Genomic DNA, 26,353 nt, shown 5'->3' on the forward strand with positions numbered 1-26,353 from the left:
GCCTTTCCGGCCGCCCTTTTTTGCGTCCGCGAATCGCCTGCGACCGCGGCCTTCTTCCTTGCGCTCCTCCTCTGCAAATCGCGCAGTCGCCCGCCCGCTCTCTTCGCCTCTTTGTTTTTCGAGCCTTACCGGCGCTCGCTCGCCTGCTGCAACGCGTAGTATTTTTCCAACAGCGCGTAGTTGAGTTCCAGCGACATCGGCTGCACCAACGGCAGCATCGCTTGCACCGGCCAGTCGACCGCCCGTTGTCGCAGCAATTCCTCCACCCGGTTCAAACTCATCGGATTTGACCGTTTGGCGTCCACCAAGGCGGCTCTCAATTCCGGCAAATCCTCCTTCGCTCCCGCCAAAATCGCGGCAAAATACAGTGCCTCCGTGGCGTCATCGCGGCCCTCGGCGGGAGCGCGTGGCAAGCGGCGCCACGCCGTGATGCACAGCGTCAAAAGATCCGGGTCCGGGTAGGCAATGAGATGCAGCGCCAGCACCGTAACTCCCGTCGCTCCAGCGCCGCGTTCCGGCGCGACGAGCTGCTGGGCCTCCCGCTCCAACGCCGCTCGGTTGTGCCCTACCGCGTGCGCCGCCAGCACCAACCGCAGCACGTCCCGTCCCTTCATCGTGTTCCGCAATTCTTCCAACAACGTCAGCGCCTCCGTTGGCGCACCAAGCTCAATCAAACGGTCGATCCGGTGAAAATTGGCGTAGGCGAAAGCACTCGGCGTGCTCCCGAAAAAGAGCAGATCGCGCGCCGCATCGGGCGGCATGCGTTGCGTGCGCGCCTCCAACGTCAACACGCTTTTGACGGCGTCTGGGATCGGGTCCCGGGCCACATCGTCGAGCAGTTCCGGCTTCTCCAGCAGGCGCGACGCCACGATCAAGGCATGCGTCCAAGGCGAAGGGTCTCCGTCTTGTCGCGCGAGCTCCTGCCGCGCCAGTTTCGCCACGCCCATCAAGTCACCGCGAGCGAGCAGACTGCGCAGCCACACCTGCGTCGTCTCGTCGTGATGCTCCGGATGTGTTTGCACCAGATGCGCGTAAACTCCGTCAACGAGATCGGGCCGCCACGTCCAATAGAACTGAGCCACGATCATCCCGATCGCGTAGCTGTCCGGATTCATTTCGTAGGCGGTCGTCAGCGACAGCGCCGCTTCCTGCGGGTGGCCTTGCGCCAGCAGTGTCTCTGCCTTCTCGACAAAATACTCCGCCCGCACCTGGCGTAATTCATGCCACGCTGGAGGCCAGAGAATCTGCCGCGGTGATGCGCGCAAACCCACGGCATGCGCGGCACCCCAGCCGGCCGTTCCGATCACGAGCACCACTCCCAGCGTCGCCCCGCCGTAGTAAACCGCCGCGCGGCCCCAGAAAGGTCGCACGCCGGCCGGGCTGACGCTGCACACCCACTCCCCGCGCTGATTGCGCGCCAGGAGCGGGCACACCCGGCGTTGAAACCGTTGCGGGTCATTCCAGAATGCCGCGCCTTCGCAGCCCGTCTCAAAGGGTCGGCCGGAATCCGACGGGTTGTGGCACGGGCATTGCCCCTTCCGGCCGCGCAGCACGAACACGCTCTTGCGCGCGTTCCAATACCAGAGCGCGCCTGCCGTGCGCGCCAAGTCGCCAAGCCACCCTTTCATGCCTCAAGCAAGCGCGACCGGCTTGCACGACGCAACGCCGGAGCGTTTCCCTCCCGCAACAATCAAGGCCTCCTCAATGCCACTTCAATTTGCGCAGGCCGAACCACGTCATTTTCAGCAGCACCCAGCCATGCCGGAAACGCGAGATGTTCGTCTCGCCGTAGGTGCGATCACGGTAACGCACCGGAATATCGCGGATGCGCAAACCCAGCAGGGCCGAGCCGAAGAGGAAGTTGAAATCGCCAAACGGATCGAAGTCCCCAAACGGAGCGATGCGGCGACACAGCTTCTCGTAATCCGCGCGCAACATCATCTTGGTGCCGCACAGACTGTCCTTCACCGGCTGCCCGAGCACATAACTCAGCGTGAGCGCAAAAAACTTATTCCCCAACAGATTCAGGAAACGCATGGCCTTCTCCTCCCGCGGATAGACCAGCCGGCTGCCATTCGCGAACTCTGCCCGACCCGACGCCACCGCCGCATAAAACTTCGCCAGGTCTTCCGGCGGCGCGGTGAGGTCGGCATCCTGAATCACCAGCACATCGCCTTGCGCCACCGCGAGGCCCGTGCGCACCGCATCCCATTTCCCTCTCCCCGGTTGCTGCATCATGCGCACGTGATGCGGTCCATGATACGCAGCGACCTCCCGCTGAATGGCGGCCCAGGTGTCGTCGCGGCTGTTGCCTTCCACAAAAATAATCTCCGTGCCCCGACCGAGCACCGGGATCCGCGCCAGCGCCGCTGCAATGTTGCCGGATTCGTTTCGCGCCGGCACCACCACCGAACATGACACCGCGCCGCGCAACTCCGGCGCCCGCCGCGGACGCGCCGTGATCATCAGCGTGATCCCGAAATGCCGCACAAGCGGCAGACGCACCAGGAAGCGATTGAAAAACGCCGAGAGCAGCGGGACTTGAAACGGCAGCAGTTGCACGCGCTCGAAGCTCACCACTTCCCAATCCGCGAGTTCGAGCAGGTTGAACAAATCGGAGTGCGTGAGCCAGTTGCTGGGCGGCTGGCGCATCACCGCCTTCGCCCCCACCGCGAGTCTGAGCGGCCCGCGCCAGAGCGTATTCAGCGAAGTGACATGCAGCCGCGTGCGGGCGTGCGCCGAGGCTTGGAGATGTTGCAGCACCGCCTGGATGTCGCCCACGTAACCGGTCAGATAATCGAGCACGATATGGTCGAATGTCTCCGCGATCGGACCGGCCTCGATATCGTGCTCCTGAAATGTCAGCGCCGGTGCCTCCGCGTGCCGCGCCCGCGCCTTTGCCACCATCGCCGCGCTGAAATCGACGCCCACGCCCCGCGCCGGGCGCAGTGCCGCCAGCAAGTCGCCCGCCCCGCAGCCACACTCCAGCACACGCTCACCTTCCGGGATACGATGGCGAAACAAAGCCCGGAGCTGCGCGTGAAACCCGCCTTGGATCCGCCGCGCCCGTGCGTCGTGGGTGGCGACCCAGTCGAAATGCGCGCGCATGGGCGACGTGGCCGGGGAAGCGGTTTCTGTTACGGAAGACATGGCGAGCGGCGGACTCAAGACGACCCCGCCCCCTTGGTCGAGACCGCCGACGGAGGTTTCGGCGCGGGGTCAATCGCGACGAGTCGGCTGACGCGGTCGATTTTGGTGCCAAACCGCTTTTCGGCGAGCAACTGCAGCTTGAAGCTTTCCGGCAGCAGCTCTTCCGGCACCAACTGATGATCGCCGTTCGCCGAAGCGGGGCGCAGTGACTGAATCACCAGTATTTCGTGAAACCTCGGCCGCTGTAACTGGTAATGCAGCCGATCCGCCACCAACTTGGCTCGATCGATCATGATCGCCGGACGTTCCTCGAGCAGCCAAGGCAACGAAGACTTGTTCGTGATGATCAACCGCTCTCCTGCCGGCAGGCTGCGCACCAGACGCCGCTCCCACTCGATCTCATCGATCCCCAAGTGTGAGTAATAGTGAAACGCGTAGCGCGTCGTCGTCACCCCGAGCACGAAACACGCAGCCGCGCCGCACAACCACGTCAGCGCCCGTCCGCGACGTTCGATTCCCGCCACCAGCAACACCGCGGCAAATGCCAGCAGCAGATTAAGCGGCAGGCTGAAGCGCGACGCCATCCGGTCCGCGAAACTCGACCAGTAATAGCAAAAGACCAGCACCGTGTTGCCCACGATCGCCGCGGAAAAGCATAACAACGCCCATTGCGCCCCGCTCCACGGCTGCCCTCCGCGCCGCCGCCGCGAGGCGCGCCATGCCAACCAGACCATCCCCAATCCACCCAGGACGGACAGCAGGAGCGAGTTCGCGAGTTCCGGACTCGTGTTAAAGAGAAACTTTGCCGCACTGATCGCGTTGTCCTGCAGATAACTCAGGCTGAACCGCGTCGTGGTTTCCTCCTTCAGCTCCCACAACAGCGGCGAATTCGAGAGCACCTTGTTTTGCAGCGCGCACGGAATGAGCAACAGCGGCGCCACAATCGCCGCCCACGGCAGAATCACCCGCTGCGCCCGCCACCAACCGAGCAGCACCACGACCGCCACCGGCGCGGCATAAAGAGCCGATTCGTAGCGCGACTGCGCCAGCAGCACCGCCGTCAACGCCAGCGCCGCCACCGCTTCTTCCGACGGCCGCGCGAGGTAAGCGCCCGCGATCGCGAGCGTCGCCAGGATCATCACCACATTCAACAACTCCATTCCCGAGCCCGTCGCGTTCTGCCCCAGCAGCGGCAGTCCGCCCAGCAACAGCACCGCCAGCAATCCGCCGCGCCAACCCGTCAGTTGACGCCCCACCACAAAGGCCAGCAGGAGCGCGAGCGGCAGCAGCAGCGAGTTGACGACATAGGCATTCAGCGGCCGATAGCCCGTGAGATCATGCGCCAGCGACACGACGAACGGGTAAAAATATGGCCGTTTATCGAGGTAGTTGTTGGTCGAGATGAAAACTCCTTCCACCTCGTAGCCCCGCACCATCGTCGCGACTTCGCGAAAAAAATGCATGTTGAACGCCGTCGATTGCAGCACGAACTCGTCGTTGAGAATTTTGCTGCGATACGGCTCCGCGTTGATCGCGAGCAGCGAGAGCCCCGCGATCGTGCCCGCCACCAGCCAGCGTTGCCGCCCCGTCAACCCCTCCCGCACCGCGGAACGGCGCCGCCACCAACGCCACAAGACCGCGCCGCAGAGCACGAAGGTCACGAACATCACGTAATAGCCTCCGCGCTTTACGACCGCCTCCGCCGTCATCACCGACAACCCGAGAAACCCCAGATACACCGCGCCAACACCCGCGAGCCCGAAACACGCCAGCCGCACGTCCGCTCGCGCAAGCAAGCGCCGAAGCGATGAGACTGCAGCAGCCGGCTCTGTCACGGCAGTTCTTGGATGAAATGCTCGAAATACGCCTGCCGCACTTTCTCGCGTTCTTCGCGCGAAAGTTTTTCGAGCGGCACCGGCTTTTCAGTCGGCGGCGTCGTCGGGCCGCCGTCGATCGCCGTGACTCGGCTGATCCGACTCAACCGCATCGGCGAAAACTGCCGCTCCTGCACCGTGGCCAGATGGTAGTCCGGCCCGATGTCGTCATCCTTCTGCACGGTCAGTGCCCCCGTCTTCGGATCCACGTCGAAGCGCTGGAAAACATAGATGTTGGAAAAGGTGCGATTTTGAAAATTGAAGATGAGCAGATCCTTGTGCTCCAGCGCCTGCAGCACGGGCGTGCTGGAAACCAGATGCGTGATCCAGATGATCGAGTTCGCATCGATCACGAGATAGTCGCGCTCCGGGTGCGCCGCGATGAATTCCCGCCGCCACGCCGTCTCGCGGCCCACGTAGTATTCCAACGAATAAGCGTGCCGCGCCATGGCGGGCAGCGAGGAGAAAAACATGCCCGCCACGACCACCCCGATGAGCACTCTCCACGCCACCGCGCGGCGGGCGAGTTCCGCCACCACGACAATCACCGCCAGCGCGAGAAACAGATTCTCCGGCAGGCTGAGGCGCCGGATCACCGGATCGTCGAACTTGCCCCAAAAATAGACCATCATCAGCGCGCCGTGGAGCAGAAAGCCCACCGCCATCCACGCAAAGGCCACGCTCACGGCCGGATTGGCCCCGGGCCGGCGCAGGATTTTCACCAACCAGAGCAACAGGAAAGGCAGCGCCAGAAATCCGAGCACCGAAAGCACCAGCGAATTGCCTTGGTTGGCGCTCGGATCGAAGAAGAAATTAAGCGCGTGCTGGATGTTGTCCGGCACGTAGCGCAGCGCGAACGGTTTCGCCGCACCCGGCTGCCCCGCCAGCTCCCACGCGGAGTCGCGCGCCGAAAACACGCGGTTGTGCCACGCCACCGGCAGCAGCAGAAGCGGCGTCGCCCACACCGCCCACGTGAACTGCAGCCGGCGTTGACGCCACCAACCGCACGCGATCACCGCGGCGATCGGCAGCAGAAACAGCACCGATTCGTAACGCGTCAACGCCAGCAACACCGCCGCGAGGCACAACGCGTTCAACGAATCATCGTCGAGCCGCTCCGCGTAGCGCAGCGCCAGCGCCACATTCACCAGAATCATCACCAAGTTCAAAATCTCGAACCCACCGCCCGTGGCGTTTTGCGAGAGCAACGGCAGACTGGTGAGCAACAACACCGCCGCCGCGCCCGCGCCCATCCCCCCGAGTCGTCGGCCGACATGAAACACGAGCCCAAGCAGCGTGAACGTCAGCAGCACATTGAGCACAAATGCATTCTCCGGCCGATAACCCGTGAAATCGTGCAGCAGCGACAGCAGAAACGGATGAAACAGCGGACGCTTGTCGAGTTGTCCGCTCAAGAGTTGAAACGCCCCCTGGATGTCGTGCCCGCGCGTGGGGACGAGCGCCGTCTTGTCGAAGTGCAGGCTCATCGACGTGCCGAGCAACATCACCTCGTCCATGAGAATCTTGAAGCCAAAGCTCTCTTGCACGAGCAGCACGAGACCGCACCCGAGCACCAGGACCGCCGGCCACTTTCTCGCCCCGCGCAGCTCCCGCCAGCGCTCCGCTGCAGGGCGCAGCACCCGCCACAGCGCCCACCCAAACAACACCGTGATGAGCAACAAGGCCCAATAGCCGCCGTAGATCACGAGCTGCATACTCTGATCCGGCGTGAACGTCAGAAAACCCAGCACCAGCGCGAGCGCAGCCGTGCCGGACAAAAGCCACAAGGAGCGGTGGCGAAGAAGCGAATTCATCTGGATGACCCGACGAACGCACGCGAACCGCGACGCGTTGTCGAAAAAAAAGCCGTTCGCGGTCGGCGAACGGCTTCGTAAATCAAACCGACCGATTTCTTACGGGGCGTAAGTGACGGTGCGCTGGCCGGCCACACCCGAGATCGTGATGGTCACGCCTTGCGTATAGTTCGCCGGATACGACTCGCTGGCCACCGTGTTGACGGCCTTCACGTATTTGTCCGAACCCACGAGGTCGCTCAACGCCGCCGTCGAGACACCGTTCTCGAGGAAGTATTGGTCCGCCGCGCCAGAGAGCTGACGGGCATTGTTCAAGACGGCTTTGTCTTGCGAGGACTGGCGAACCTTTTGGAACGCCGGAATCGCCATGGCGGCCAAGAGGCCGATGATGACGACAACGATCATGATTTCAACGAGGGTGAAGCCCCGATTACCTTTGTTCATAGTGCTGGGATGATATTATTTATGATATGCGATGCTCAAACGCGAGCAGTGGGCGCTGACATAGCGACATAAGTTCCGACCGGGCAAGGTCAAAACCTTGCTAATAATCCTCGCGCCGCCCGCCTTCCCCGCGGCTTGCCCACACCCCGCGGGGAAATTTTCCGCTCTTTTTTCGATCGAGTCTTGCCAACGCCCGGTGACTTTCTCCCTGTAAGTTTTCGCTGGCCGGAGAACGCGCCGCGGACGCCGTCGCTCATTTTAATCTGGAGAAATTCGGGTGGAGCTTGCGCCCGGGCACGCGCTCGGCGGCGGCGAGTCTCCTATGAAGCAATCTTTCGACTTTTTCCACCTCGGGCGCGCGCTTTTCTTTCTGCTGCTCGCCGCTGTTCCGCTGCGCGCCGCGGAATTGAAACTCGCCAACGGCGACCGCATCACCGGCACGCTGATCAGCCGCGACCGCGGTAAAATCCACTTCTATTCGCCTTTGCTCGGCGACCTCGTCGTCAGCGAAAAACAAGCGATGGTCGTGGCCGACGACGACAAAGCGGTGGAAGCGCTCGCCGGACTTCCGCCCATTCCCGCCAAACCCGCCGTGAGTTCCGCCAGCAGTCCCGAGGCCGCCCCGCCGACCGCCGACACCGTGCCCGCGGCCACGGAGACGACCTCTCCGAAATGGAAAGGCAAAATCGAATTCGGCTTCGCCAATCAGCAGGGCCGCGCCAACGCCAACAACATCTCGTTGCGTGCCGATGCCGAACACACCGACGGCCCGGACAATCTTCGCCTCTCCGGACGTTACCTCTACGGAAAGAGCGAAACGACGGTCACCTCCGACCGCCAGGACGCCAGCTTCCGGTGGCGGCACGAACTCTCCGAAACGATGTTCGGCCAGACCGTCTCCAGCTACTCCTCCGACACCATCAAAGGCATCGACTACGACCTCGAGCAAAACGCCGGCATCGGTTACAAGTTCCTCCGCCGTCCCCGCCACACGGCCTCCGTCGGCGCGGGCGTGACGTTGCAATATCGCGCGGCGACCGATCTCGAACAGAGCCTCGCCTACCTCGGCGAGCTGTTTCAGGATTACACTTACAAAATCAATGGCCACTTCACGCTGTTGCAGGAAGCAGGCGCACTTTACGCCCCGGAGTCGCGTGGCATCGCCACCTATTCCGGCAACAAATTGATCTCCGAGACCGACACCCGCAGCTATAAACTGCACTTCAACACCACGTTGCAGGGCAAGTTCAACGAGCGGATCTCGCTCAACATCCGTTACGAATACGAATACGATTCGACGATCGCCGATCTCACCGCTCGCGCCGACCAGCGCATCACGAGCTCGATCGGCTACGCTTTTTAGGTCATCCGCGCCGCGCGTTTTTCAGCCACCGCGCACGCCTCTCCCCCGCCGCCTCGACGGCCGCGCTTACTTCTTGGGCTTTTTCGCGCGCGGCTTCGCTGCCGTCGCACGCGGCTTGGCCGCGGTCGCCGCAGGCTTCGCGGTGGCTGCACGGCGCTTCGCAGCCGGCTTCGGCGGCGCGAGCAACTTCGCCACCGGCAACTCCGCCGCATCCTTCCACAACCGCTCAAGCCCGTAGTGCTCGCGCTGCGCCGGCAGGAAAATGTGCACCATCACATCGAAGAGATCGACGACGAGCCAGCCGCTCTCCTGCGCGGTGTCCATGCCGAGAATGTGGGTCTTCGCCGCATCCACCGCCTTTTCCAGCTCCACGCGCAAGGCTCGCAAGTGCGGTTCCGAGCCACCCGTGGCGATCACGAGATAATCGGTGATCGTCGAAAGCTCGCTGACATCGAGCACACGCAACGCCTCCGCTTTTTTCCCGTCGAGCGCGCGACAGCACAACGTTACGAGTTCGAGAGAGGAGGATTTCTTGGGTTTCATTCCGCGTCAGCGATACAGACCGTGTTGCCGGATGTAGACAATCACCTTGTGCGGGACAAAGTAATCGAGCGAGAGATCGCGCTTCACGCGATCACGCAGCTCGGTGGAGCTGATCGACATGAGATGGCCGTCGCAGCGGTGCAACCGCAGGCCGAGAATGTCGGGCTGCGCACGAATCGGATGCCCCGGACGCTCCAGAAAGATGAATTGCACCAGCTTCGCCAGCTCCTCCACATCCTTCCACAAATGCATTTTCGGCAGTTGGTCGCCGCCGATGATCCAATAAAGCTCGTCGTCGGGAAACTGCTCCCGGAAATGGCGCACCGAATCGATAGTGTAACTCACGCCGCCCTTGCGCAGCTCGTAATCAAGGATCTCGAAACGCCCGTCCCACTCCACGGCGGCGCGAAGCATCGCGAGCCGATCCTCCGACGACGATTGCACATCGGTCGGCTTCAAGGGCGCCTGCGCTGCCGGCACGAGAAACAGCCGATCCAGCTTGTATTGCTCGTAGGCATCTTGCGCTGCGCACAAATGCCCGAAATGCACGGGATCGAAACTGCCGCCGAGAAAACCAATTTTCACTCGCGCGGACCGTGGGCCGCCCTCTTTCCCTCAGCAAGTGCGATTTCCGAACCTCCGCCCGCCACGATCGCCCCCGTCCACTCAACTTCGGCCACGATCAACACCTTCTCGAGGCACGGACGCGACCGTCTCGGCGGCAACCACGGCGACCGCGCCCGCTCGGCGTGCGCGACGCTGGCATTGACGGCGCTGCGCCTCTGCCCCGAAAGTGCGCGCCTGCGCCCGGGTGATGGAATGGTAGACATTGGGGACTTAAAATCCCCTGCTCGTAAGAGCGTGCGGGTTCGAGTCCCGCCCCGGGCACCAATGGCAGAGGTGCGCTTAGTGTTCCGGACGGAATCCGGACAAATGGGACCGCAGCAGCCCGAGCACGCCCACGGGTGTGATCCCCCGCAAATCGCCGCCGCCATCCCACCCGCGCGCACGCCCCGCGATCAACGCTTTCGTTTCGGAGGCGGGATTGCCCCCGGCAGGCTGAGCAACACGTCTTTCCGTCCTTCCAGGCAAAATTTCGCCAGTGCCGCGACGAGCTCGCGAAAATCATCCAAGTTGGACGGCTTCACCAAATATGAATCCGCTCCTCGCTGATAGGCCATCTCCACATCGATTTCCTGACTCGACGACGTGAGCATCACCGCCGGCATGGTTTTCCACGGCTCGTGGGCGCGAATCCACTCCAACGTTTCGATCCCGCCGGCCAACGGCATCTTCACGTCGAGCAACGCGAGCGTTGGCCGGACGGTCTCCCCCCCGCCCTCGCCCGCCGCGTCGCGCAGAAACTCGATCGCTGCCTGCCCGTGCGGCACGAGTTTCAGCGTCCCGGGAAACTTCACCTTGTTGAAGGCTCGCTGCATCAGGAAGGCGTCATCTCCCGAGTCTTCCGCATACAGCACGAGAATCGGTTCGCTGCTCATGCCGGCGTCGCCGCTGCCAGTTCGAAAGTAAACGTGCTTCCTCGCCCCACCTCCGACTCGACGTGGATCGCGCCCCCCATTCGCTCCACGGCCTTGCGCACGATCGCCAGCCCGATTCCCGTGCCTTCGTAACCGGAAGCCAGACGCGAAAACACGCCGAAGATCGACTCATGCCCGCTCGCGGGAATTCCGATGCCGTTATCCCGCACCGCCACAAACGCCCGACCGTTCTCCACCCGCCCCGAGATCACCACCTGCGGCCGCACGCCCGGCGCCACAAACTTCGTCGCGTTGCCGATCAAGTTCGACAGGCATTGCGTCAGTGCCGCGGCGTTCGCCATCACCGTCGGCAGATGCCCTTCGATCGCGATGTCCGCCTTCGCCTCGTGAAACGCCGGATAACCCTCCAGCAGACTCGGCACAAACTCCTCCAACGCGATCGGTTCCAACGCCAGATCCGTGCGCGCGATCCGGCTGAACACCAGCACGTCCTGAATCACGCGATCCATCCGCGCCGCCGCCGCTACGATCCGGCGGATGTAGTCCTGCCCGACATCGCTCAGCTCCGCGCCACAATCTTCCCGCAACGCCTGCGCGAAGCTCTGCATCACCCGCAACGGTCCGCGCAAATCGTGCGAAATCGAATAGGAAAACGCCTCCAGCTCGGTGACCGTTTCCCGCAACCGCGCCGTCCGCTCCGCCACGGTTTCCTCCAGCGCCGCTGCCTGCCGCTCCAACTCCGCCTTCGCCGCCTCCAAGTCGGTGATCGTCGCACGGATTTGGTTCTCCAGCTTCTTCCGCTCCGTCACGTCCAGCGCCATCCCTGGCAGGCTCACTGCCTCGCCGTTCCCATCGCGTTGCACCGAACCGCGCGCCACGAGCCAGCGCAGCCGGCCGTCCGTCCCTACCACGCGGTATTCCACCTCGTAGTTCTGCCCATCCTCCAGCGCCTGCGCAATTCGCGCGCTCACCCGCTCGCGGTCCTCCGGATGGATGGCGCTCACGTATCGCTCCATCGGGCCACCCCGCGCCTCTTCCTCCGAAATTCCAAAAAAACGCGCGAGAATGCGGTCCGCCACCACCACGTTTTTCTTCACATCGAAGGACCAGGTGCCGATCGCGCCCGCCGACAACGCCGCCTCCATCCGCGTTTGCACGTCCTGCAGTTCCCGCTCCATTCGCTTGCGCGCGGAGATCTCCCGCGTCGATCCCGCGACCGACATCACCGAGCCATCCGCCCCGAATACCGGGCTGAAGATGTATTCGTAATAGCCCTCCACCCCCGTGGGACTCAGAAACGGCGTTTCGTCGCGCACCTGCGTCTTCGTCACAAACACCGTCTCGATCTGCTTATGGAGGCGCGCCGCGAGCTCGTCCGGATGTTTCAGTTCGTAGAAATTCTTCCCGACCGCCTCTTCCCGCGGCAACCCCCACAAGTCCAGCAACGCCTTATTCATATACACAAACCGCCCCTCCCGATCAAAACTGTAGGCGAAATCGGCGATGGCCGAAAGAATCGTGTCGAATTCTTGCGCGCGCGCCTTTTCCAGGGCGATGCGCTTGGTTGTCTCGACCACCGTCGCAATGAAACCCGCCACCTCGCCGTTGTCGTGGTAGATCGGACTGTAGCTGCCCGAGAAATAAGCCGGCGCGCTCACGCCCCCGCGGTCCAGCATCAGCGCCATGTCTTCGATGAGCACCGCCTCGCCGCGGTAGGCTTGCTCAAAAAGCGGGCGGAGTTCCTCCCACACTTCCGGGAAGATTTCCGGCGCCCGGCTGCCCAGCGAGCGCGGATGCTTGGCCCCCAGGATCTCACGGTAACGATCGTTATAGAGCATCCGATATTCCGGCCCCCAGATCACCGCCGTCGCCGCCCCTGCGCCCATCGTGAAATTGACGGCGAAGCGCAACGCCTCCGGCCAGGTCGCCAGCGGCCCAAACGCCGTCTTCGCCCAGTCGAGCGCCTCGATCTCCCGGCCCAGCGCACCCTTGGATTTTAACCAATGAGCGGCGGGCCGCGGCGGCGTGGATTCGGAAGCCAGTGGCTGCATCTTTGATCGTTTTGGCCGGCCGCCGCGGCCGCTGCAAGTCCGCCGACCAACGGCCGCCCTTATTCCCTCGCTGGCAGACCCCTTAGGGCCTGATGCCGCCGGCGCGCGCCGCCGCGTTGACTGCCGCCCGCATCGCTTCCACTTGCGCCGCCACCGCCGCGCCATCGCCGAGCTTTTGTGGATCCGCAAAACCCGCCAGCTCCGCCGCGACCGCCGCCGGCAATTTTCCTCCACCCCGCGCGCGTAGCAACCGCAGCTTCTCTGCTTCCTCGATGCCGTCGCGCAACAGTTCCCAACGGATCGAGCTGCGCGGCCCCGGATACATCAAAAACGTATCGCCCGCCGGCAGGTAGCGGATGTGCGGATGCCCCCAGTAACTCGTGTCGCGCAACGGATTCTCCGGCCACGTCGTATACGCCCAGCGCAACAACCCATCGAAGCCGTTCGCCGCCGCGGAGTAACCCAGCCACACCGCTTCCGCCGGCGGACTCGTCACAAACGTGTTCGGCCGCGGCGGATCCAGGCAGATGTAAAACGTCGTCGTCCGCCCCGCCGCGCGGCGCGCCGCCAGGTCCCGCACCAGTTCGTCGTTCACGTGGTTGAGGATGATGCTGAAATCCGCCACCTCGAGGCCCGTGTAGTGCGAAGGCGCCTGGTTTCCCGCGAGCGCCACCCGCAACCGCGGCGCGTGCGTGCGCAACACGTCCATCATCGCTTTCATCATCGGAGCCGGAGCCTCGTCGACCGCGATCCGCGTGCGTTCCAGCCAACCTTTCGCGGCGAGATGCTTCTCAAAGTCCGCCAGAAACGGACCCCAATAGTCCGCGTAGGCGGCCTCGCCCGGCTCCGTCGCCCACGCCCGCTCGTCGCCCGTCACCTCGTCCGTGTAGGCAAATTGTCCGCCCCACGTCAGCAGCGAGTAACAGTGAATCTGCTGCGTGATCCCGCACGCCATCGCAAATTTCACATAGTGGTCAAACACCTCGTAATCGAAACGCCACGAACCGTCCGCTCGCCGGATGTGCTGCACCATCGTGCCGTAGTCATCGTAATCCCTCCGCCCCCACGGCCGCGGCGTGATCGTCGTCGTGATCACCTTTTGTCCCGCTTGGGCCAGCTCGACGAGATACGGACGCATCAACCGGAAGTGCGCCTCGCTCCACGGCGCCACATCGTGCCAGCGCGCGATCGCCCACGGATGTTGCCACACGTCCAGGTGAAACGCCCATGCGCGCGGCTCCGGCAACGTCGCCACCAGCACGTCCAGCTCCAGCGGAAACACGCGCGGCTCCGCGCCATCCGCCCGCACCGTCAATTCGCCCCGATAAACGCCCGGCGTCGCGTCGCGTGGCACCGCCACCGTCAGCCACCAGGCCCGCAGCGTGCCGGCCGGCAAATCCACCCGCTCCGCCGCATCGAGCACATCGCCCGCCGCTGCGCCATCCGCCAGCACCGGCCGCACGACGCGCACCCGCGCCGCCCGCGGGTCCAGCTTGGCGCCGCCCGCCGTCCGCAAGGCCGACACCTCCGCGCGCAACCCCCGCCGCTCCGGCGAGCTCCACACCACGAACTGTCCGTGCACCCGCTCGCCGCGCCAACCCGTCGCCCGCCACGCCGTCGGCGCCGCCGGCCCCGGCAGGGAGTTGCCGTCGTAACGCGTCCCCAAGTCGCCGACCGCGCCCGCGATACGCCCATCATCAGGTGCCGCATACGCGGCGATCTCATGCACCATCGCACCGTCGTCCGCCTTCGAGTTGCTCACGACGGTCAATCGCACCCATCGCACTTTCACCGGCTGCGGCAGCACAAAGCGAAAGCCCGCCGGCGTCGCCGGTTCCTGATTTTCGCGCCGGTCGACGAGCGTCGTCCACGTCGCGCCGTCGCTCGAACCTTCGATGAAAAACGTCTGCCGCCGCACTCCGCCGGCCAGCATCCACAAACGCAGCTCCGCGATCCGCCGGGCCTCCGGCATTTCCAACGCCACCCACGCCGGCAGTTTCTTCGCGCCCCAATGCAGCACCGCATCGTCGTGCTTTCCATCGACGACATACTCCGGCCGCTGCTCCGTGTCGTAACTCGACGCCGTGACCTTCGCGTCGCGCAACACATTGCCAAAATCCGCCCCCCGCACGCGCAACTCCACTGCCTCCGGCGTGAAGTGCCGCGCCCTCGGAAAGTCAGCCGCCCCCGCCGAAAGCGCCAGCAACCCTGCGCCCAGCCAGACGCCACGAATGGATTTCACGCCCCCGAGCGAAGCGCCCCGGCGCCCGCGCGCAACCGGGAAACCGCCTCCCTCCGCAATTCTCTGCCCTCCTCGCACCCCGCCGCCACGTCGCTGATCGCTCCGATCGCCGCCACTCTGACTTTCTCTTTTTGCTTCGTGCGCTCCTCCCATCTCCCGTCCGACAGCCAATCGCCCCCGCGCCAACGCGTGAATGCTTTATCGAAAAGCCGCGGCGCCGCGCCCGCCACGCGTCCTTCACCGATCCGGTCTTTTCAGCGCGAATTGCTCCCGGGTGCGCGTATAACTCTCACCACCCAGCCGCCCGATCAAATCGAGTTTTTCGGCGTCCGCTTTCCCATCGGTCCCGACCACCGCATCGGCCACATGCGCGAGAAGAATGCGGCCGAACACCACGTTCGCCGCCAGCGGCCCCTCGCCAATCGGCACGATCGAATGAAGCTCGCACTCGAAACTCACCGGTGCCTCCGCCACCCGCGGCGGCCGCACCTTTTGCGCCGGCAACGATGCGATGCCAAACGCCCCGAATTCGCTCTCCCCGTAGGGCAGCAGCGCCGCCGTCGCGTTCATCGCCTCCGCTTGCGCAAAACTCACGAGGTTCACCACGAATTCGCGCGTCGCCTCGATGTTGCGCAACGTGTCCTTCTTCACCCCGTGGCGCGTGTTCACCGGCACGAACATCAACGTCGGCGGATTCGCCGTCACCCCTTGAAAAAAGCTGAACGGCGCGAGGTTCGTCCTCCCGTCCGGCGCCACCGTCGACACCCACGCGATCGGCCGCGGCAGAATGGTGCTGGTCATCCATGCATACGCTTCGCGCGCCGGGAGAGAGGGGAGATCGATGATCACGAGAATAAGTCAACGCCCCGCAGTCACCGCGGCAAACACAGACCGATCGGGTGCGCGCGAGGCCGGTCGCGGCGTCTTCATCCGAGCCAGCTCAACGGATACGCCGCGTCGTCCTGCCCGAGGGCTTCTTCGGTGAGCTGCAGCGGAAATTGCGTGTCGAACATCACCGCCAGTTCCTCCGTGCGCTGCGCGTTCATGCTCGCCAGCGTCGTTCCCGGATGCGGCCCGTGCGGGATGCCTTGGGGGTGCAACGTGAATGACCCCGGCTCGATCCCTTTGCGCGACCCGAAGTTTCCCCGCACGTAGAACAAGACTTCGTCCGCCTCGCTGTTGTCGTGCGCCCACGGCACTCGCACCGCTTCCGGATGATGATCGAGCCAGCGCGGTGCGAAGGTGCAGACCACATAGCCTTTGATTTCAAACGTCTGATGAATCGGCGGCGGCAGATGCACGGTGCCCGTGATGGGCTCAAAATCATTCGCATTAAACGTAAACGGATACACGCCGCCATCCCACCCGACCACGTCGAACGGATGACTCGCCAGCACCACGCGCGTGAGCCGCGCCCGATCCTTGAGCAACACCGCAAAGTCGCCTTCCTCGTCGCGCACCGCGAGCTCCGTCGGGCCATGAAAATCCCTTTCGCTGTAAGGCGCGCCGAGCCGGATCTGCCCCTCCGGATGCAGATAGCGCGCCGGGATGCGCACGGGGTGCGCCGACTCCAAAATCAAATAGTCCTCATGCGTCACGTCATCCGGCACGAGGCGATAAATCGCACCGCGCGGAATCACCATGTAATCGTCCTGCCGGTAGCGCAGACGTCCGAAATTGCTCTCCAACCATCCGCCGCCGCGCCACACGAAGATGATGTCGTCGCTCTGCCCGTTGCGGTAGAACTCGTAACCCTCCGCCATCGCCGTCGCCGGCCGGCAACGATGACACGTGATGTCGGCGTTGAAAAAAATCGGCACGCGTCCCGTGTAAGGATCGCCCCGCCGCGGCAGGTCGGCCGTCTTTATATGATGGTGCCGGAGCGGTGCCGGCCCCGCCGCCCGCGGCGCCATCTCGCGCAGCAGCTCCACGCTCTTCACCCGTGTCGGCGGTTTGCGGTGATAGAGAATCGAGTAAGCCCGGTCGAAACCCTCCGTCGTGACGATGTGCTCGTAGTGCAGCCCTTCGCCTTTGAAGCTCTCGCCCGCCGCGCGCGGAAAGCGAATGTGGTGCTTCCGCGGGATCTCTCCCAGTTTTACATAGTGCGGCATGGCGTGGTGTCGGTTGGCTAGGTTCCGGTTGTTCGGCGCGTGCTCGGTCGGAGCGCCATGTTCTCTGTCTGGTAAGCGATCGCGGTGCGCATCCTGCGTCCTCAGAGCGCTCCCCGTTTCGCCTGCTCGCGCTCGATCGCCTCGAACAGCGCGCGGAAATTTCCTTCGCCAAAACCCAGCGCCCGCCCCCGCCGCTGGATCACTTCGAAGAACAACGTCGGCCGCGCGAAGACGCACTTCGTGAACAACTGCAGCAGGTAGCCTTCGTGGTCGCGATCCACCAGAATCTTCAGCCGCTTCAACTCCTCCTTGTCCTCCTCGATTGTCCCGATCCGTTCGTCAAACGCCGCGTCGTAATAGCTCTCCGGCACGTCGAGAAAATCCTGCCCCATCCGTCGCATCTCCGCCACCGTCGCCACGATGTTCGGCGTCAGCAGCGCGATGTGCTGCACGCCCGGCCCGTTGTATTTGTCCAGAAACTCCTGGATCTGCGAATTCTGCGACGACGGTTCGTTGATCGGCAATTTCACCCACCCGTCCGTCGAGCTCACCACTTTCGACATCAGCGCGCTGCGCCCGGTATTGATGTCGAAGTGCATGAACAAATCGAACCCGAAGATCTTTTCATAAAACTCCACCCACTCCTCCATGTGCTCCACGTTGGCGACCACGTGGTCGATCATCGCGAAGTGAATATCGCCGTCCTCGAAGCCACCCGGCACAGGCCGGTAGCCGGGCGCGAAGTCCGTGTGCGGCTTGCGCTCGATGAAGGTGTGCAACGTGTCCCCATAGGCCGCGATCGATCCACCGTTGAACGAGTCATGTTCGTCCAGCGGCCGCACCACCTTCGCCCCGCGGCGCGCCGCTTCCGCCAGCGCCGCCCGCGCATCCTTCACGCGGAACGCCACGTCGCGCACGCCGTTCCCATGCTCCGCCAGATGCCAGCGCATGAAGTCCGCTTCCGGCCCCGTGCCCTGCGGTTCCGCCAAGAGGAAATTGATGCGTCCCTGGCCCACCACGTGCGCCCGCCGGCCCGCCACCCCGCTCGCGGCATCCGCATAAAACCGCCGCGCCATCCCGTATTTGTTGACGAAGAAATCCGCCCACTGGTCCGCGTCATCGACGATGAACTCGATATGATCAATGCCTTTCAGGCCCAGCGGATTTGAACCGGTTTTGCGTTCGAGCGCGGATTCGAAAAAAATGGCGGGCATGACACGGAGCGGGTTGGAGGAGCGAGCGCGCGCAGGGCGCCAGGTGAAAGGAAGCAGCGCCACCATAAGCGCGGGAGCCGGCCGCCGCCATACGCCGAACGGCGTAAACTTTCACCCGCCTTGGGATTGCGCTCCCGCGGCCGTTTCGTTTCCCTCGCTCCGTGGCTCCCGCGACCTCCCCCTCCGCGTCCCCCTCCACCTCCGCCGGCCCTGCGCGTCATGGCGACCCGCTGCGCCGCGTCCACGCCGCCCTCACTTTGCCGGAGCTCTGGCTGGCGCTGCGCACGCTCAGTCATGACCTGCTGCCCGCCCGCGCCCTCACGTTTTCGGTGGGCTGCAACGACGACGGTCGTCCGCGCAAAATCTACCGCCATGCGCATCCGCCGACGCCGCGCGAATTGCGCCAAGCCGATCCGCAATACCCGTGGCTCGCGGCCCACCCCGGCGCCGCCGTTTACCGCCTCAGCGATTTCGACGCGGAGTTCACCCCTTCCGCCACGTTCCGCGAGCGCGTGATGCGCCGCGCGGGCTGGGACCATCTCCTCGGCCTCGCCGCGTGGAGCGGCCGCGTGCTCCACGGCACGTTCAATGTCCACCGCGCCACCGCGGACGGTGATTTTTCCTCGCGCGAAATCGCCCTCGCCCGCGACCTCCAGCCCGCCTTCGAAACCGCCCTCACCCGCGTCCTCGCCCACGAGCAAACCGGGTTTCTCGCCGGACACTTCGCCGCGATGCTCGAAGACGTCCCCGTCGGCCTTCTCCTTCTCGACTGGGATTTGCGCCCTCTGTGGTTCAACGGCGAAGCCGCACACGCGTGTTCGGTGTGGAATCACGGGGAACGCCGCGCCGCCGCGCTCAACCCCCGCCGCTCCTTCCGCGTGCCCAGCCCCCTCGCGGACGCCTGCGCCGCCGTGCGGGCCGAGTGGGAGCAGCGCAACGGCGCACCGGTTGAGCCCGGCCATCATCCCGTGGTCATCAGTGAACACCCGCTCGGCCTCCACGCCCAGATCGCTCTCTGCGCGCTGCCCGCGAGTCCCCTCCTCCCGCCCGCCTTTCACGTCCAACTCGACTATCGCCGCCCGCGCGGCGACCGCCATCGCCCCCTTTCGCCCGGCGCTGTCGCGCTCCTCGCCCGCCTTTCCGCCCGCGAACGCGAGGTTGCGATGCGCGTGCGTGAGGGCCTTCGCACCGTCGAGATCGCTCACGAGCTCACCCGCAGTCCGCTCACGATCAAGACCCAGCTTGCCGCCATCTTCGCCAAGCTCAACGTCCGCGGCCGCTCCCGCGTCGCCGCCTTGCTCAACCGCTGACGCCCCGCGCTGTCCGGTCCGTCGTCCTACTCGCGCGCCGCCACCGGTGTCCGCAGCACGCCGATCCGCTCGATCTCCAACTCCACCACGTCGCCCGGCTTCAGCCAACCGCCCGTGTTCTCCGGGCCCAGCTCGAGAATGCACCCCGTCCCGACCGTGCCCGTGCCCAGCAGATCGCCGGGCAACAGATCCACGTCGCGCGAAGCGTGCGCAATCAGCCGCGGAATCGAATGGTGCAACGCCGCCACATTGCCGCGCGACAACGTCCGGCCGTTCACCCGCGCGGTCATGTCGAGCGTCAGCCGCTCGCCCTCAATCCGATCCGCCACCGCGTCGCGGCTCACGAGCCACGGCCCCACCGAAGTCGCGAAATCCTTGCCCTTCGCCGGGCCCAGTCCCACCGCCATCTCCGCGCGCTGCAAATCCCGCGCACTCCAGTCGTTGATGATCGTGAAACCCGCCACGTGCGCCCACGCATTCTCCGGTTCGATGTCGCGGCCGCCCCGCCCAAGCACCACGCCGAGTTCGAGTTCGTAGTCCAGTTCCTGCGATCCGCGCGGCGCGCTCACCGGCGCTTCATGCCCGATCAACGCGTGATGATTCGAAAAATAGAAAACCGGGATCTCATACCACGCGGGCACCATCGCCAGCCCCCGCCGCGCGCGCGCCGTTTTCACGTGTTGCTCAAACGCGTAGAAATCCCGGAACGACGGCGGACGCACCGGCGGCATGAATACGAACTCACTCTCCCGGTAACGCGGCCCCGCCCATTCCGCCGTGCGCTTCGCCAGCGCTGCGCCGTGCTGCAGCCACCAAGGCAACGCCTCCTCCAGCCGTCCGCAGTCGCGGCCCATCGCCGCGGCCAGCTCGATCCACGCGCCGTCCGGCCCGGCCACCACCGGCACCGCCTCTCTCGCTCCCCGCGGAAGTATCGTCGCGCAACGCATCGGCCAATCCCGCGACCTTACATTCCTTCCGCCCACGGTCCACTCTTTCCCGGCCAGGGATGATGCCTTCCACTCGGCGGCGTCGCGGGCGATTAGTCTCTTCGGCGTATGTTCGCCCGACCCTGGACGGACTACATTGCGCGCGTTGTTCCCTGCGCCGCGTCCTCCCCTCCGACCCCGTTTACCCATGCTTAGTCCCACTCCCTCCGCGGCGCCTCCCACCTCCAGCACCGATCCGCGCTGCGTGCCGATCAAGCTCACCGCGGCGATTCCCATCGCCGACGACTGCCCGTATCCGGCCTACACCGCCGAGGACCACGCCGTCTGGCGCGAGCTCTGCACCCGCCAGCAAAAACTCCTGCCCGGGCGCGCCGCCGATGAGTTTCTCTCCGGCCTCCTCGCGCTCGGCCTCGACCAGACGCACATCCCCGCCCTCGCCGACGTCAGCCGCCGCCTCGAAGCCACCACCTCGTGGCGTCTCGCGCGCACGCCCGGCTTGCTCGCCGCTCCCGATTTCTTCGCGCACCTCGCCCGCCGCATCTTTCCCTGCACCGACTATATTCGCGCACGCGCCGAGCTCGACTATACGCCCGCACCCGACTGCTTCCACGACATCTTCGGGCACACGCCCATGATCATGCACCCGCGCTTCGCCGATTTTTATCAGAAGATCGGCCAGGCCGCACTCAACTGCCGCGATCCCGCCGTCGAGGAGCAACTCACCCGCCTCTATTGGTTCACCGTCGAATTCGGCCTCATCAAAAACCGTGCCGGCCTCCGCATCTACGGCAACGGTATCATCTCCAGCTTCGGCGAGACGCAGCACAGTCTTACGCCCGCCGTGCGCCAGCGCCCGTTCGTCCCCGAAGAAGTCGCCGCGCAACCTTACGACATCTGGCATTTTCAGGAAACGCTCTTCGTCATCGACTCCTTCGATCACCTCGAACGTGAGTTCGTACACTGGGCCCGCGCCCACCACCTCCTCTGACGTAGTCGCGCGTCGCCGACGCTCAACGCGCGCCCGCCGCCAGCGCGCGTTTTCTTCACCGCTTGATTCAAATCAACGCGTTTTCGCGGACGCGCTCTAACCTGCGGCCATGTCCGCCACCGCCTGTCCGCCGACCGCCGCGCTTCCCCGACCGCGCGCCCGCAGTCTCTTTCTGCCCAAGGAGCACGGTTCATGGTCGCTCACGCTCGAGCCCGTCGCGCTCGGCCTGCTCGTGGCTCCCTCGCTCGGCGCCGGTGGTCTCGCCCTCGTAGCGACCTCTCTGTTTCTCGCGCGCCGCCCCGTGAAACTCGCGCTCGACCTCGATGCGCCTGCCGCCCGCCGATTGCCCGCCGCGGGCACCGTGGCGCTGTTCGGTGCTCTCGCCACCGCCGGCTTTGTGCTCGCCGTGCAGCCGGGGGGATTCACTGCGTTGTGGCCGCTCGCGTTTGCCCTGCCGTTTGCGGGGATGTTCGCATTGTTTGACGCGCAAGGCCTCGGCCGCACGGCGTTCGCCGAGATCGCCGGCGCCACGGCTTACGCCGCCATCCCCGCCGCGTGCGCCACCCTCGCCGGCTGGTCCTCCCCCGCCGCGCTCGCCCTCGGTTCCCTGGTCCTGCTGCGCAGTGTGCCCGCGGTTGTCTTGGTCCGCGGTTGCCTGCGCCGCCGCAAATACGACGACACCCTCGTCGCGCGCCTCGGCGTCTTTCTCGCCGCCGCTGCGCTGATCGCCGTCATGCCGCTCGCGCTCACCCACGCCGTGCCGCCACTCGCGGCCGTCGCCGTGGCGCTGCTCTTTTTTCGTTCGCTCTGGTTCGTCACTCCGGCCGCCCGCACATGGTCCGCGAAACGACTGGGCTTGACGGAAGCTGTTATTGGCATCGGGTATCTCGGTCTTCTCGCCCTCGCTTACGCGAGGCTTCGTTGACGCTCGTCAATGCCGCCGCTGCTGCGGTGGTTTAACATAACCCCTGAGTCCCGTCCCTATGCCTCCTCTCTATCGCCGCCGCCTTCCTCTGCTCCTCGCGCTCGCGACTCTGCTCGCCGCCCCGGCGTGGCTCTCGGCGCAGGAAACGATCGAGCAACCCAAAGGCCCCGCGCCCCTCCCGCCCGAGTTGCAAACGCTCCCCGTCGAGCACGCCGTCCTCGTCGCCCCGCCCCACGTCCCGCCGCCGATCACGCGCGACCATCCGGCCCGCGTCGTCATCAACCTTGAAGTCCGCGAGCTCATCAAGCACCTCGCCGACGGCGTGGATTACACCTTCTGGACCTTCGGCGGCGACGTCCCCGGAAATTTCCTCCGCGTGCGCGAGGGCGACTTGGTGGAGTTTCACCTCAACAACGACCCGTCCTCGAAACTGCCGCACAACATCGATCTTCACGCCGTCAACGGTCCCGGCGGCGGCGCCACGTCCGCGTTCACCGCGCCCGGCCACACCTCGCAGTTTACGTTTCAGGCCCTCAACCCCGGCCTCTACGTTTACCACTGCGCCACCGCCCCCGTGCCCATGCACATCGGCAACGGCATGTATGGCCTCATCCTCGTCCAGCCCAAGGCCGGCCTCCCGCCCGTCGACCGCGAATACTATGTGATGCAGGGCGAGTTCTACACCACCGGCCGCTTCGGCGACGAAGGCCTGCAATCCTTCGATATGAACAAAGCCCTCGACGAACGCCCCCCGTATGTGGTGTTCAACGGCGCCGTCGGCTCGCTCGTCGGCGACCACGCCCTCACCGCCAATGTCGGCGAAACCGTCCGCATTTTCTTCGGCGACGGCGGCCCCAATCTCACCTCCTCGTTTCACGTCATCGGCGAAATCTTCGATCGCGTTTATCCCGAGGGCGCCCTCGGGAATCCGGTCGAAAACGTGCAAACCACCACCGTCCCTTCCGGCGGCGCGACCATGGTCGAGTTCAAGGTCAACGTCCCCGGCACCTACGTCCTCGTCGATCACGCCGTCACCCGCGCCTTCAACAAAGGCGCCCTCGGCCTCCTCAAGGTCAGCGGCGCGGAAGATCGCGCGATCTACTCCGGCAAGGAAATCGACGCCGTCTATCTCGGCTCGCAAGCCCCCGAAGGCTCCGCCTCCGCCCGCCGCGAAGCCGACCTCAAAAAGCAGATCGCTGCCGAAATTAAATCCAATCCCGCGATCGCCGGCCTCACCAAGGAAGTGCAGATCGAAAAGGGCAAACAGGTCTACATGGGCCTCTGCTTCGCCTGCCACCAGCCCGACGGCAAAGGCCTCCCCGGCATCTTCCCGCCCCTCGCCGGCTCCGACTTCCTCCTCGCCGATCGCGATCGCGCCGTCCGCGTCGTCCTGAAAGGCCTCAGCGGCCCCATCACCGTGAGCGGCAAGACCTACAACAGCTCCATGCCCCCGCAGGAAGCCGTCCTCACCGACGCCCAAATCGCCGACGTCGTCACCTACGTGCTTAACTCCTGGGGCAACAAAGCCGACGCCATCACGACCGATCACGTGAAATCCATCCGCAACGAGATCCACTGATCCTCGCCCGCACCTTCGCGTCCTCCGTCTCCTCGTGAACACCGCTCCCGCCTTTCGCTCCAGCGCCCTCGCGCTTGTGTGGCTCGCGGGCGCGGTGCTCCCCGGAGCCGCAGCCCCGACCCCGGCGCCCGCTCACTCCGCGCCGCCCGCCAGCCGCACCGCCACGATTCTCATTCCTGCGGGCGACTACGTGCCGTTCTCGAAAACCCCCGGCGATGCCCCGCACCAACCCGTCGCCGCGTTCCGCCTCGACGAGTATCCGGTCACCAATGCCGAGTTCCTCGCCTTCGTGCGCGCTCATCCCCAGTGGCGCCGCTCGCGCGTGAGCCGCCTCTTCGCCGACTCCACTTATCTCAACCACTGGGCCGCCGACCTCGAACCCGGCCCGGCTGCGCCGCCCGATTCGCCCGTCGTCCAAGTCTCCTGGTTTGCCGCGCGCGCGTATGCCCGCGCCCTCCACGCGCGCCTCCCCTCCACCGCCGAGTGGGAGTTCGCCGCCGCCGCCGGCTACACCAGCCCCGACGGCAAACATGATGCGCAACTCAACCGCGATCTCTATGCATGGTTTGCGCGCCCGTCGCCCGCCGTCCTCCCGTCCATCGCCACCGCGAAAGCCAATTTCTACGGCGTGCGCGGCCTGCACGGCCTCGTGTGGGAGTGGGTCGACGATTTCAACACCGCCCTCGTCGCCAACGATTCCCGCGCCGACTCCGGCCTCGACCGCGACCTCTTCTGCGCCGCCGGCGCCGTGAATGTGAAAGACACCAACGACTACGCCGCCTTCATGCGCCAGGCCCTCCGCTCCTCCCTCAAGGCCAACAACACCACCTCCTCGCTCGGCTTCCGCTGCGCCTACGACGCGCCGCCTCCTCCCGCGCCTTGATTCCTCGTGCAGCCCCCGACGCCCTCCTCGCGCCCGTCCCGCCGCCTCTCCGCCACCATGAAAAAAATTCCTCTCCTGCTTGCTCTCTCCCTCACCGTCATCAGCGCCGCACCTCTCACCGCCGCGCCCGCCTGCTGCGCGCCCGACTCTCCTTCACCCGCCGTCGCGCCACCCGCCGCGTTTACCAACGAGTCCATTTACCAACTCGACGGTCACTTCACCGATGACTCCGGCCGCCCCTTTGCCCTCGGCTCCCTGCGCGGCCGCACCGTCGTCCTCGACATGTTTTTTGCCTCCTGCGGCTACGCGTGCCCGCTGACCGTCACCGACATGCTCGGCCTGCAAAACGGCTTGCCCGCCGACCGCCGTGAACACGTTGCCTTTGTGCTCGTCACCTTCGACGTCGCACACGACACCCCCGCCGTCCTCGCCCGCTACCGCGCCGAACGCCACCTCGGCGACAACTGGGTTCTCCTCCGCGGCGATGCCTCCACCGTCCGCGAACTCGCCGCCCTCATCGGCGAACACTTCAAGCAAAACGGCGACGGCTCCTTCTCGCATTCCAATCTCCTCACCGTCCTCAACCCCGAAGGCGAAATCGTGCATCAACGCACCGGCCTCAAAGGCGGCCTCGCCGAAACCGCCCGCGCCCTCGCCGTCGCTCCCTGACTCACTCTCCGCGCTCCCGCCCGCCATGCCCACCTCCCTCATGAAAACCCTCGACGTCCGGCCGCTGCTCGCGCGCGGCGAAGAACCGTTCTCGGTCATTCGCGCGCGCGTCGATGCCCTCGCCGTCGGCCAAGGCCTCACCGTGGTCGCCCCCTTTCTGCCCGCGCCCCTCATCGAATTGCTCAAAGGCGAAGGCTTTCAGCCGACGATTGAACGCCGCTCCGACGGCGGCTGGGCCGTCATGGTCTGGCGCAAATAATCTCCGCCTCCGCTTCACCCACGCCCGCTCCCTGCCTCGCCCCTTCATTCCATGAACACCCTCCTTTCTCCCACGGAGCCCGGACACCTCTCACTCCTCGCGCCCGTTGCCACCACCACGCACGGCATCGTGAGCCGCGCCGTCATCACCACGCCGGCCTTGCGCCTCACGCTCTTTCACTTCGCCGTCGGCCAGGAACTCTCGGAACACACCAGCAAAGCCCGCGCGATCGTGCAGATCCTCACCGGCGGCTGCCGCTTCACGGTCAACGGCACCGCGCACGAACTGCGCGCCGGCGATCTCCTCGCGATGCCGCCCCGTGCCCCGCATTCCGTTTTCGCCACCGAAGCCTTCTCGATGTTGCTCACGCAAATCACCGAACCCGCCGCCACCGAGACCGCCGCGCCCGCCGCCACCGCGGCCCCGTCCGCCCGCTGACCGCCCGCGCCGCCGCGCTGGCCGCTGCGAGCTTGCTCGTTCCCCATCCG

23 protein-coding genes and 1 tRNA gene are annotated in these 26,353 nt (G+C 65.2%); 10 read left to right on the forward strand and 14 right to left on the reverse strand.

Annotated elements, in window-relative coordinates:
- Positions 1 to 125 precede the first annotated feature (125 nt).
- The 5 genes from K0B96_RS15870 to K0B96_RS17555 form a co-directional block, all read right to left on the reverse strand.
- Positions 126 to 1,628: a hypothetical protein gene (locus tag K0B96_RS15870; protein ID WP_220161864.1), complete on the reverse strand. Its 1,503-nt coding sequence runs from the start codon at positions 1,626 to 1,628 to the stop codon at positions 126 to 128.
- Positions 1,629 to 1,701: 73 nt separating this feature from the next.
- Entirely contained in the window at positions 1,702 to 3,150 is a 1,449-nt protein-coding gene (locus K0B96_RS15875; protein ID WP_220161865.1) for a glycosyltransferase, read from the reverse strand.
- A 14-nt stretch (positions 3,151 to 3,164) separates the two neighbouring features.
- Entirely contained in the window at positions 3,165 to 4,946 is a 1,782-nt protein-coding gene (locus K0B96_RS15880) for a glycosyltransferase family 39 protein (protein WP_220161866.1), read from the reverse strand.
- Between the two features lie 35 nt (positions 4,947 to 4,981).
- Positions 4,982 to 6,838, reverse strand: coding sequence for a glycosyltransferase family 39 protein (locus tag K0B96_RS15885; RefSeq protein WP_220161867.1), 1,857 nt, complete (start codon positions 6,836 to 6,838; stop codon positions 4,982 to 4,984).
- 99 nt (positions 6,839 to 6,937) lie between these two features.
- On the reverse strand, positions 6,938 to 7,282 hold the full coding sequence (locus K0B96_RS17555) for a prepilin-type N-terminal cleavage/methylation domain-containing protein (RefSeq protein ID WP_220161868.1): 345 nt from the start codon (positions 7,280 to 7,282) through the stop codon (positions 6,938 to 6,940).
- 322 nt (positions 7,283 to 7,604) lie between these two features.
- Between K0B96_RS17555 and K0B96_RS15895 the strand changes: the two genes are divergently transcribed.
- Positions 7,605 to 8,645, forward strand: a complete 1,041-nt coding sequence (locus tag K0B96_RS15895) for a DUF481 domain-containing protein (protein ID WP_220161869.1) — start codon at positions 7,605 to 7,607, stop codon at positions 8,643 to 8,645.
- 66 nt (positions 8,646 to 8,711) lie between these two features.
- Here K0B96_RS15895 and rsfS read toward each other — a convergent pair whose 3' ends face one another.
- Together rsfS and nadD are read right to left on the reverse strand one after the other, a co-directional pair.
- On the reverse strand, positions 8,712 to 9,188 hold the full coding sequence (gene rsfS, locus K0B96_RS15900; RefSeq protein WP_220161870.1) for a ribosome silencing factor: 477 nt from the start codon (positions 9,186 to 9,188) through the stop codon (positions 8,712 to 8,714).
- A 6-nt stretch (positions 9,189 to 9,194) separates the two neighbouring features.
- Positions 9,195 to 9,773 (reverse strand): nicotinate-nucleotide adenylyltransferase, encoded by a 579-nt coding sequence (gene nadD / locus K0B96_RS15905; protein WP_220161871.1) that lies wholly within the window; start codon positions 9,771 to 9,773, stop codon positions 9,195 to 9,197.
- A gap of 220 nt (positions 9,774 to 9,993) precedes the next feature.
- Here nadD and K0B96_RS15910 point away from each other — a divergent pair.
- Positions 9,994 to 10,079 (forward strand) — tRNA-Leu (locus tag K0B96_RS15910).
- Positions 10,080 to 10,207: 128 nt separating this feature from the next.
- On the opposite strand, the gene K0B96_RS15915 is transcribed toward K0B96_RS15910, so the two are convergent.
- From K0B96_RS15915 to hppD, 6 genes are all read right to left on the reverse strand, one after another.
- Positions 10,208 to 10,687 (reverse strand): response regulator, encoded by a 480-nt coding sequence (locus K0B96_RS15915; RefSeq protein ID WP_220161872.1) that lies wholly within the window; start codon positions 10,685 to 10,687, stop codon positions 10,208 to 10,210.
- A complete protein-coding gene (locus tag K0B96_RS15920; protein WP_220161873.1) occupies positions 10,684 to 12,738 on the reverse strand; it encodes a PAS domain-containing sensor histidine kinase in 2,055 nt (684 codons plus the stop codon). Before K0B96_RS15920 ends, K0B96_RS15915 begins: the two co-directional genes overlap by 4 nt.
- 82 nt (positions 12,739 to 12,820) lie before the next feature.
- On the reverse strand, positions 12,821 to 14,980 hold the full coding sequence (locus K0B96_RS15925; RefSeq protein ID WP_220161874.1) for a glycoside hydrolase domain-containing protein: 2,160 nt from the start codon (positions 14,978 to 14,980) through the stop codon (positions 12,821 to 12,823).
- A 237-nt stretch (positions 14,981 to 15,217) separates the two neighbouring features.
- Positions 15,218 to 15,829, reverse strand: coding sequence for a flavin reductase family protein (locus tag K0B96_RS15930; RefSeq protein WP_220161875.1), 612 nt, complete (start codon positions 15,827 to 15,829; stop codon positions 15,218 to 15,220).
- A 77-nt stretch (positions 15,830 to 15,906) separates the two neighbouring features.
- The gene (locus tag K0B96_RS15935; RefSeq protein WP_220161876.1) at positions 15,907 to 17,091 is read right to left on the reverse strand and encodes a homogentisate 1,2-dioxygenase; all 1,185 of its coding nucleotides are present in this window, start codon (positions 17,089 to 17,091) and stop codon (positions 15,907 to 15,909) included.
- 101 nt (positions 17,092 to 17,192) lie between these two features.
- Positions 17,193 to 18,305 carry a 4-hydroxyphenylpyruvate dioxygenase gene (gene hppD, locus K0B96_RS15940; protein ID WP_220161877.1) on the reverse strand — a complete coding sequence of 371 codons (1,113 nt, stop codon included), beginning with the start codon at positions 18,303 to 18,305 and terminating at the stop codon, positions 17,193 to 17,195.
- Positions 18,306 to 18,466: 161 nt separating this feature from the next.
- On the opposite strand from hppD, the gene K0B96_RS15945 reads away from it, so the two are divergent.
- Positions 18,467 to 19,615: a helix-turn-helix transcriptional regulator gene (locus K0B96_RS15945; protein WP_220161878.1), complete on the forward strand. Its 1,149-nt coding sequence runs from the start codon at positions 18,467 to 18,469 to the stop codon at positions 19,613 to 19,615.
- A 26-nt stretch (positions 19,616 to 19,641) separates the two neighbouring features.
- Here the strand turns inward: K0B96_RS15945 and K0B96_RS15950 are convergent, their stop codons facing one another.
- Entirely contained in the window at positions 19,642 to 20,562 is a 921-nt protein-coding gene (locus K0B96_RS15950) for a fumarylacetoacetate hydrolase family protein (protein WP_220161879.1), read from the reverse strand.
- 187 nt (positions 20,563 to 20,749) lie between these two features.
- Between K0B96_RS15950 and K0B96_RS15955 the strand changes: the two genes are divergently transcribed.
- The 7 genes from K0B96_RS15955 (at position 20,750) to K0B96_RS15985 (ending at position 26,303) form a co-directional block, all read left to right on the forward strand.
- Positions 20,750 to 21,550: a phenylalanine 4-monooxygenase gene (locus K0B96_RS15955; protein ID WP_220161880.1), complete on the forward strand. Its 801-nt coding sequence runs from the start codon at positions 20,750 to 20,752 to the stop codon at positions 21,548 to 21,550.
- A gap of 109 nt (positions 21,551 to 21,659) precedes the next feature.
- Entirely contained in the window at positions 21,660 to 22,475 is an 816-nt protein-coding gene (locus K0B96_RS15960) for a YwiC-like family protein (protein WP_220161881.1), read from the forward strand.
- 58 nt (positions 22,476 to 22,533) lie between these two features.
- Entirely contained in the window at positions 22,534 to 24,054 is a 1,521-nt protein-coding gene (gene nirK, locus K0B96_RS15965) for a copper-containing nitrite reductase (protein ID WP_220161882.1), read from the forward strand.
- Between the two features lie 34 nt (positions 24,055 to 24,088).
- On the forward strand, positions 24,089 to 24,937 hold the full coding sequence (locus tag K0B96_RS15970; RefSeq protein ID WP_220161883.1) for a formylglycine-generating enzyme family protein: 849 nt from the start codon (positions 24,089 to 24,091) through the stop codon (positions 24,935 to 24,937).
- Between the two features lie 57 nt (positions 24,938 to 24,994).
- Positions 24,995 to 25,606, forward strand: a complete 612-nt coding sequence (locus K0B96_RS15975; protein ID WP_220161884.1) for an SCO family protein — start codon at positions 24,995 to 24,997, stop codon at positions 25,604 to 25,606.
- Positions 25,607 to 25,631: 25 nt separating this feature from the next.
- On the forward strand, positions 25,632 to 25,865 hold the full coding sequence (locus K0B96_RS15980; protein ID WP_220161885.1) for a DUF2249 domain-containing protein: 234 nt from the start codon (positions 25,632 to 25,634) through the stop codon (positions 25,863 to 25,865).
- Between the two features lie 51 nt (positions 25,866 to 25,916).
- Positions 25,917 to 26,303, forward strand: a complete 387-nt coding sequence (locus K0B96_RS15985; RefSeq protein ID WP_220161886.1) for a cupin domain-containing protein — start codon at positions 25,917 to 25,919, stop codon at positions 26,301 to 26,303.
- Positions 26,304 to 26,353: the final 50 nt, after the last annotated feature.

It is taken from the genome of Horticoccus luteus, from assembly GCF_019464535.1.
Classification (GTDB): Bacteria; Verrucomicrobiota; Verrucomicrobiia; order Opitutales; family Opitutaceae; genus Horticoccus; species Horticoccus luteus.

Bases quoted from the DNA above. Each gene is read 5' to 3' on its own strand.
- K0B96_RS15870 (WP_220161864.1), bottom strand. From the start codon at position 1,628: ATGAAAGGGTGGCTTGGCGACTTGGCGCGCACGGCAGGCGCGCTCTGG.
- K0B96_RS15875 (WP_220161865.1), bottom strand. From the start codon at position 3,150: ATGTCTTCCGTAACAGAAACCGCTTCCCCGGCCACGTCGCCCATGCGC.
- K0B96_RS15885 (WP_220161867.1), bottom strand. From the start codon at position 6,838: ATGAATTCGCTTCTTCGCCACCGCTCCTTGTGGCTTTTGTCCGGCACG.
- K0B96_RS17555 (WP_220161868.1), bottom strand. From the start codon at position 7,282: ATGAACAAAGGTAATCGGGGCTTCACCCTCGTTGAAATCATGATCGTT.
- K0B96_RS15895 (WP_220161869.1), top strand. From the start codon at position 7,605: ATGAAGCAATCTTTCGACTTTTTCCACCTCGGGCGCGCGCTTTTCTTT.
- rsfS (WP_220161870.1), bottom strand. From the start codon at position 9,188: ATGAAACCCAAGAAATCCTCCTCTCTCGAACTCGTAACGTTGTGCTGT.
- K0B96_RS15915 (WP_220161872.1), bottom strand. From the start codon at position 10,687: ATGAGCAGCGAACCGATTCTCGTGCTGTATGCGGAAGACTCGGGAGAT.
- K0B96_RS15920 (WP_220161873.1), bottom strand. From the start codon at position 12,738: ATGCAGCCACTGGCTTCCGAATCCACGCCGCCGCGGCCCGCCGCTCAT.
- K0B96_RS15935 (WP_220161876.1), bottom strand. From the start codon at position 17,091: ATGCCGCACTATGTAAAACTGGGAGAGATCCCGCGGAAGCACCACATT.
- hppD (WP_220161877.1), bottom strand. From the start codon at position 18,305: ATGCCCGCCATTTTTTTCGAATCCGCGCTCGAACGCAAAACCGGTTCA.
- K0B96_RS15950 (WP_220161879.1), bottom strand. From the start codon at position 20,562: ATGCGTTGCGCGACGATACTTCCGCGGGGAGCGAGAGAGGCGGTGCCG.
- K0B96_RS15955 (WP_220161880.1), top strand. From the start codon at position 20,750: ATGCTTAGTCCCACTCCCTCCGCGGCGCCTCCCACCTCCAGCACCGAT.
- K0B96_RS15960 (WP_220161881.1), top strand. From the start codon at position 21,660: ATGTCCGCCACCGCCTGTCCGCCGACCGCCGCGCTTCCCCGACCGCGC.
- nirK (WP_220161882.1), top strand. From the start codon at position 22,534: ATGCCTCCTCTCTATCGCCGCCGCCTTCCTCTGCTCCTCGCGCTCGCG.
- K0B96_RS15975 (WP_220161884.1), top strand. From the start codon at position 24,995: ATGAAAAAAATTCCTCTCCTGCTTGCTCTCTCCCTCACCGTCATCAGC.
- K0B96_RS15980 (WP_220161885.1), top strand. From the start codon at position 25,632: ATGCCCACCTCCCTCATGAAAACCCTCGACGTCCGGCCGCTGCTCGCG.
- K0B96_RS15985 (WP_220161886.1), top strand. From the start codon at position 25,917: ATGAACACCCTCCTTTCTCCCACGGAGCCCGGACACCTCTCACTCCTC.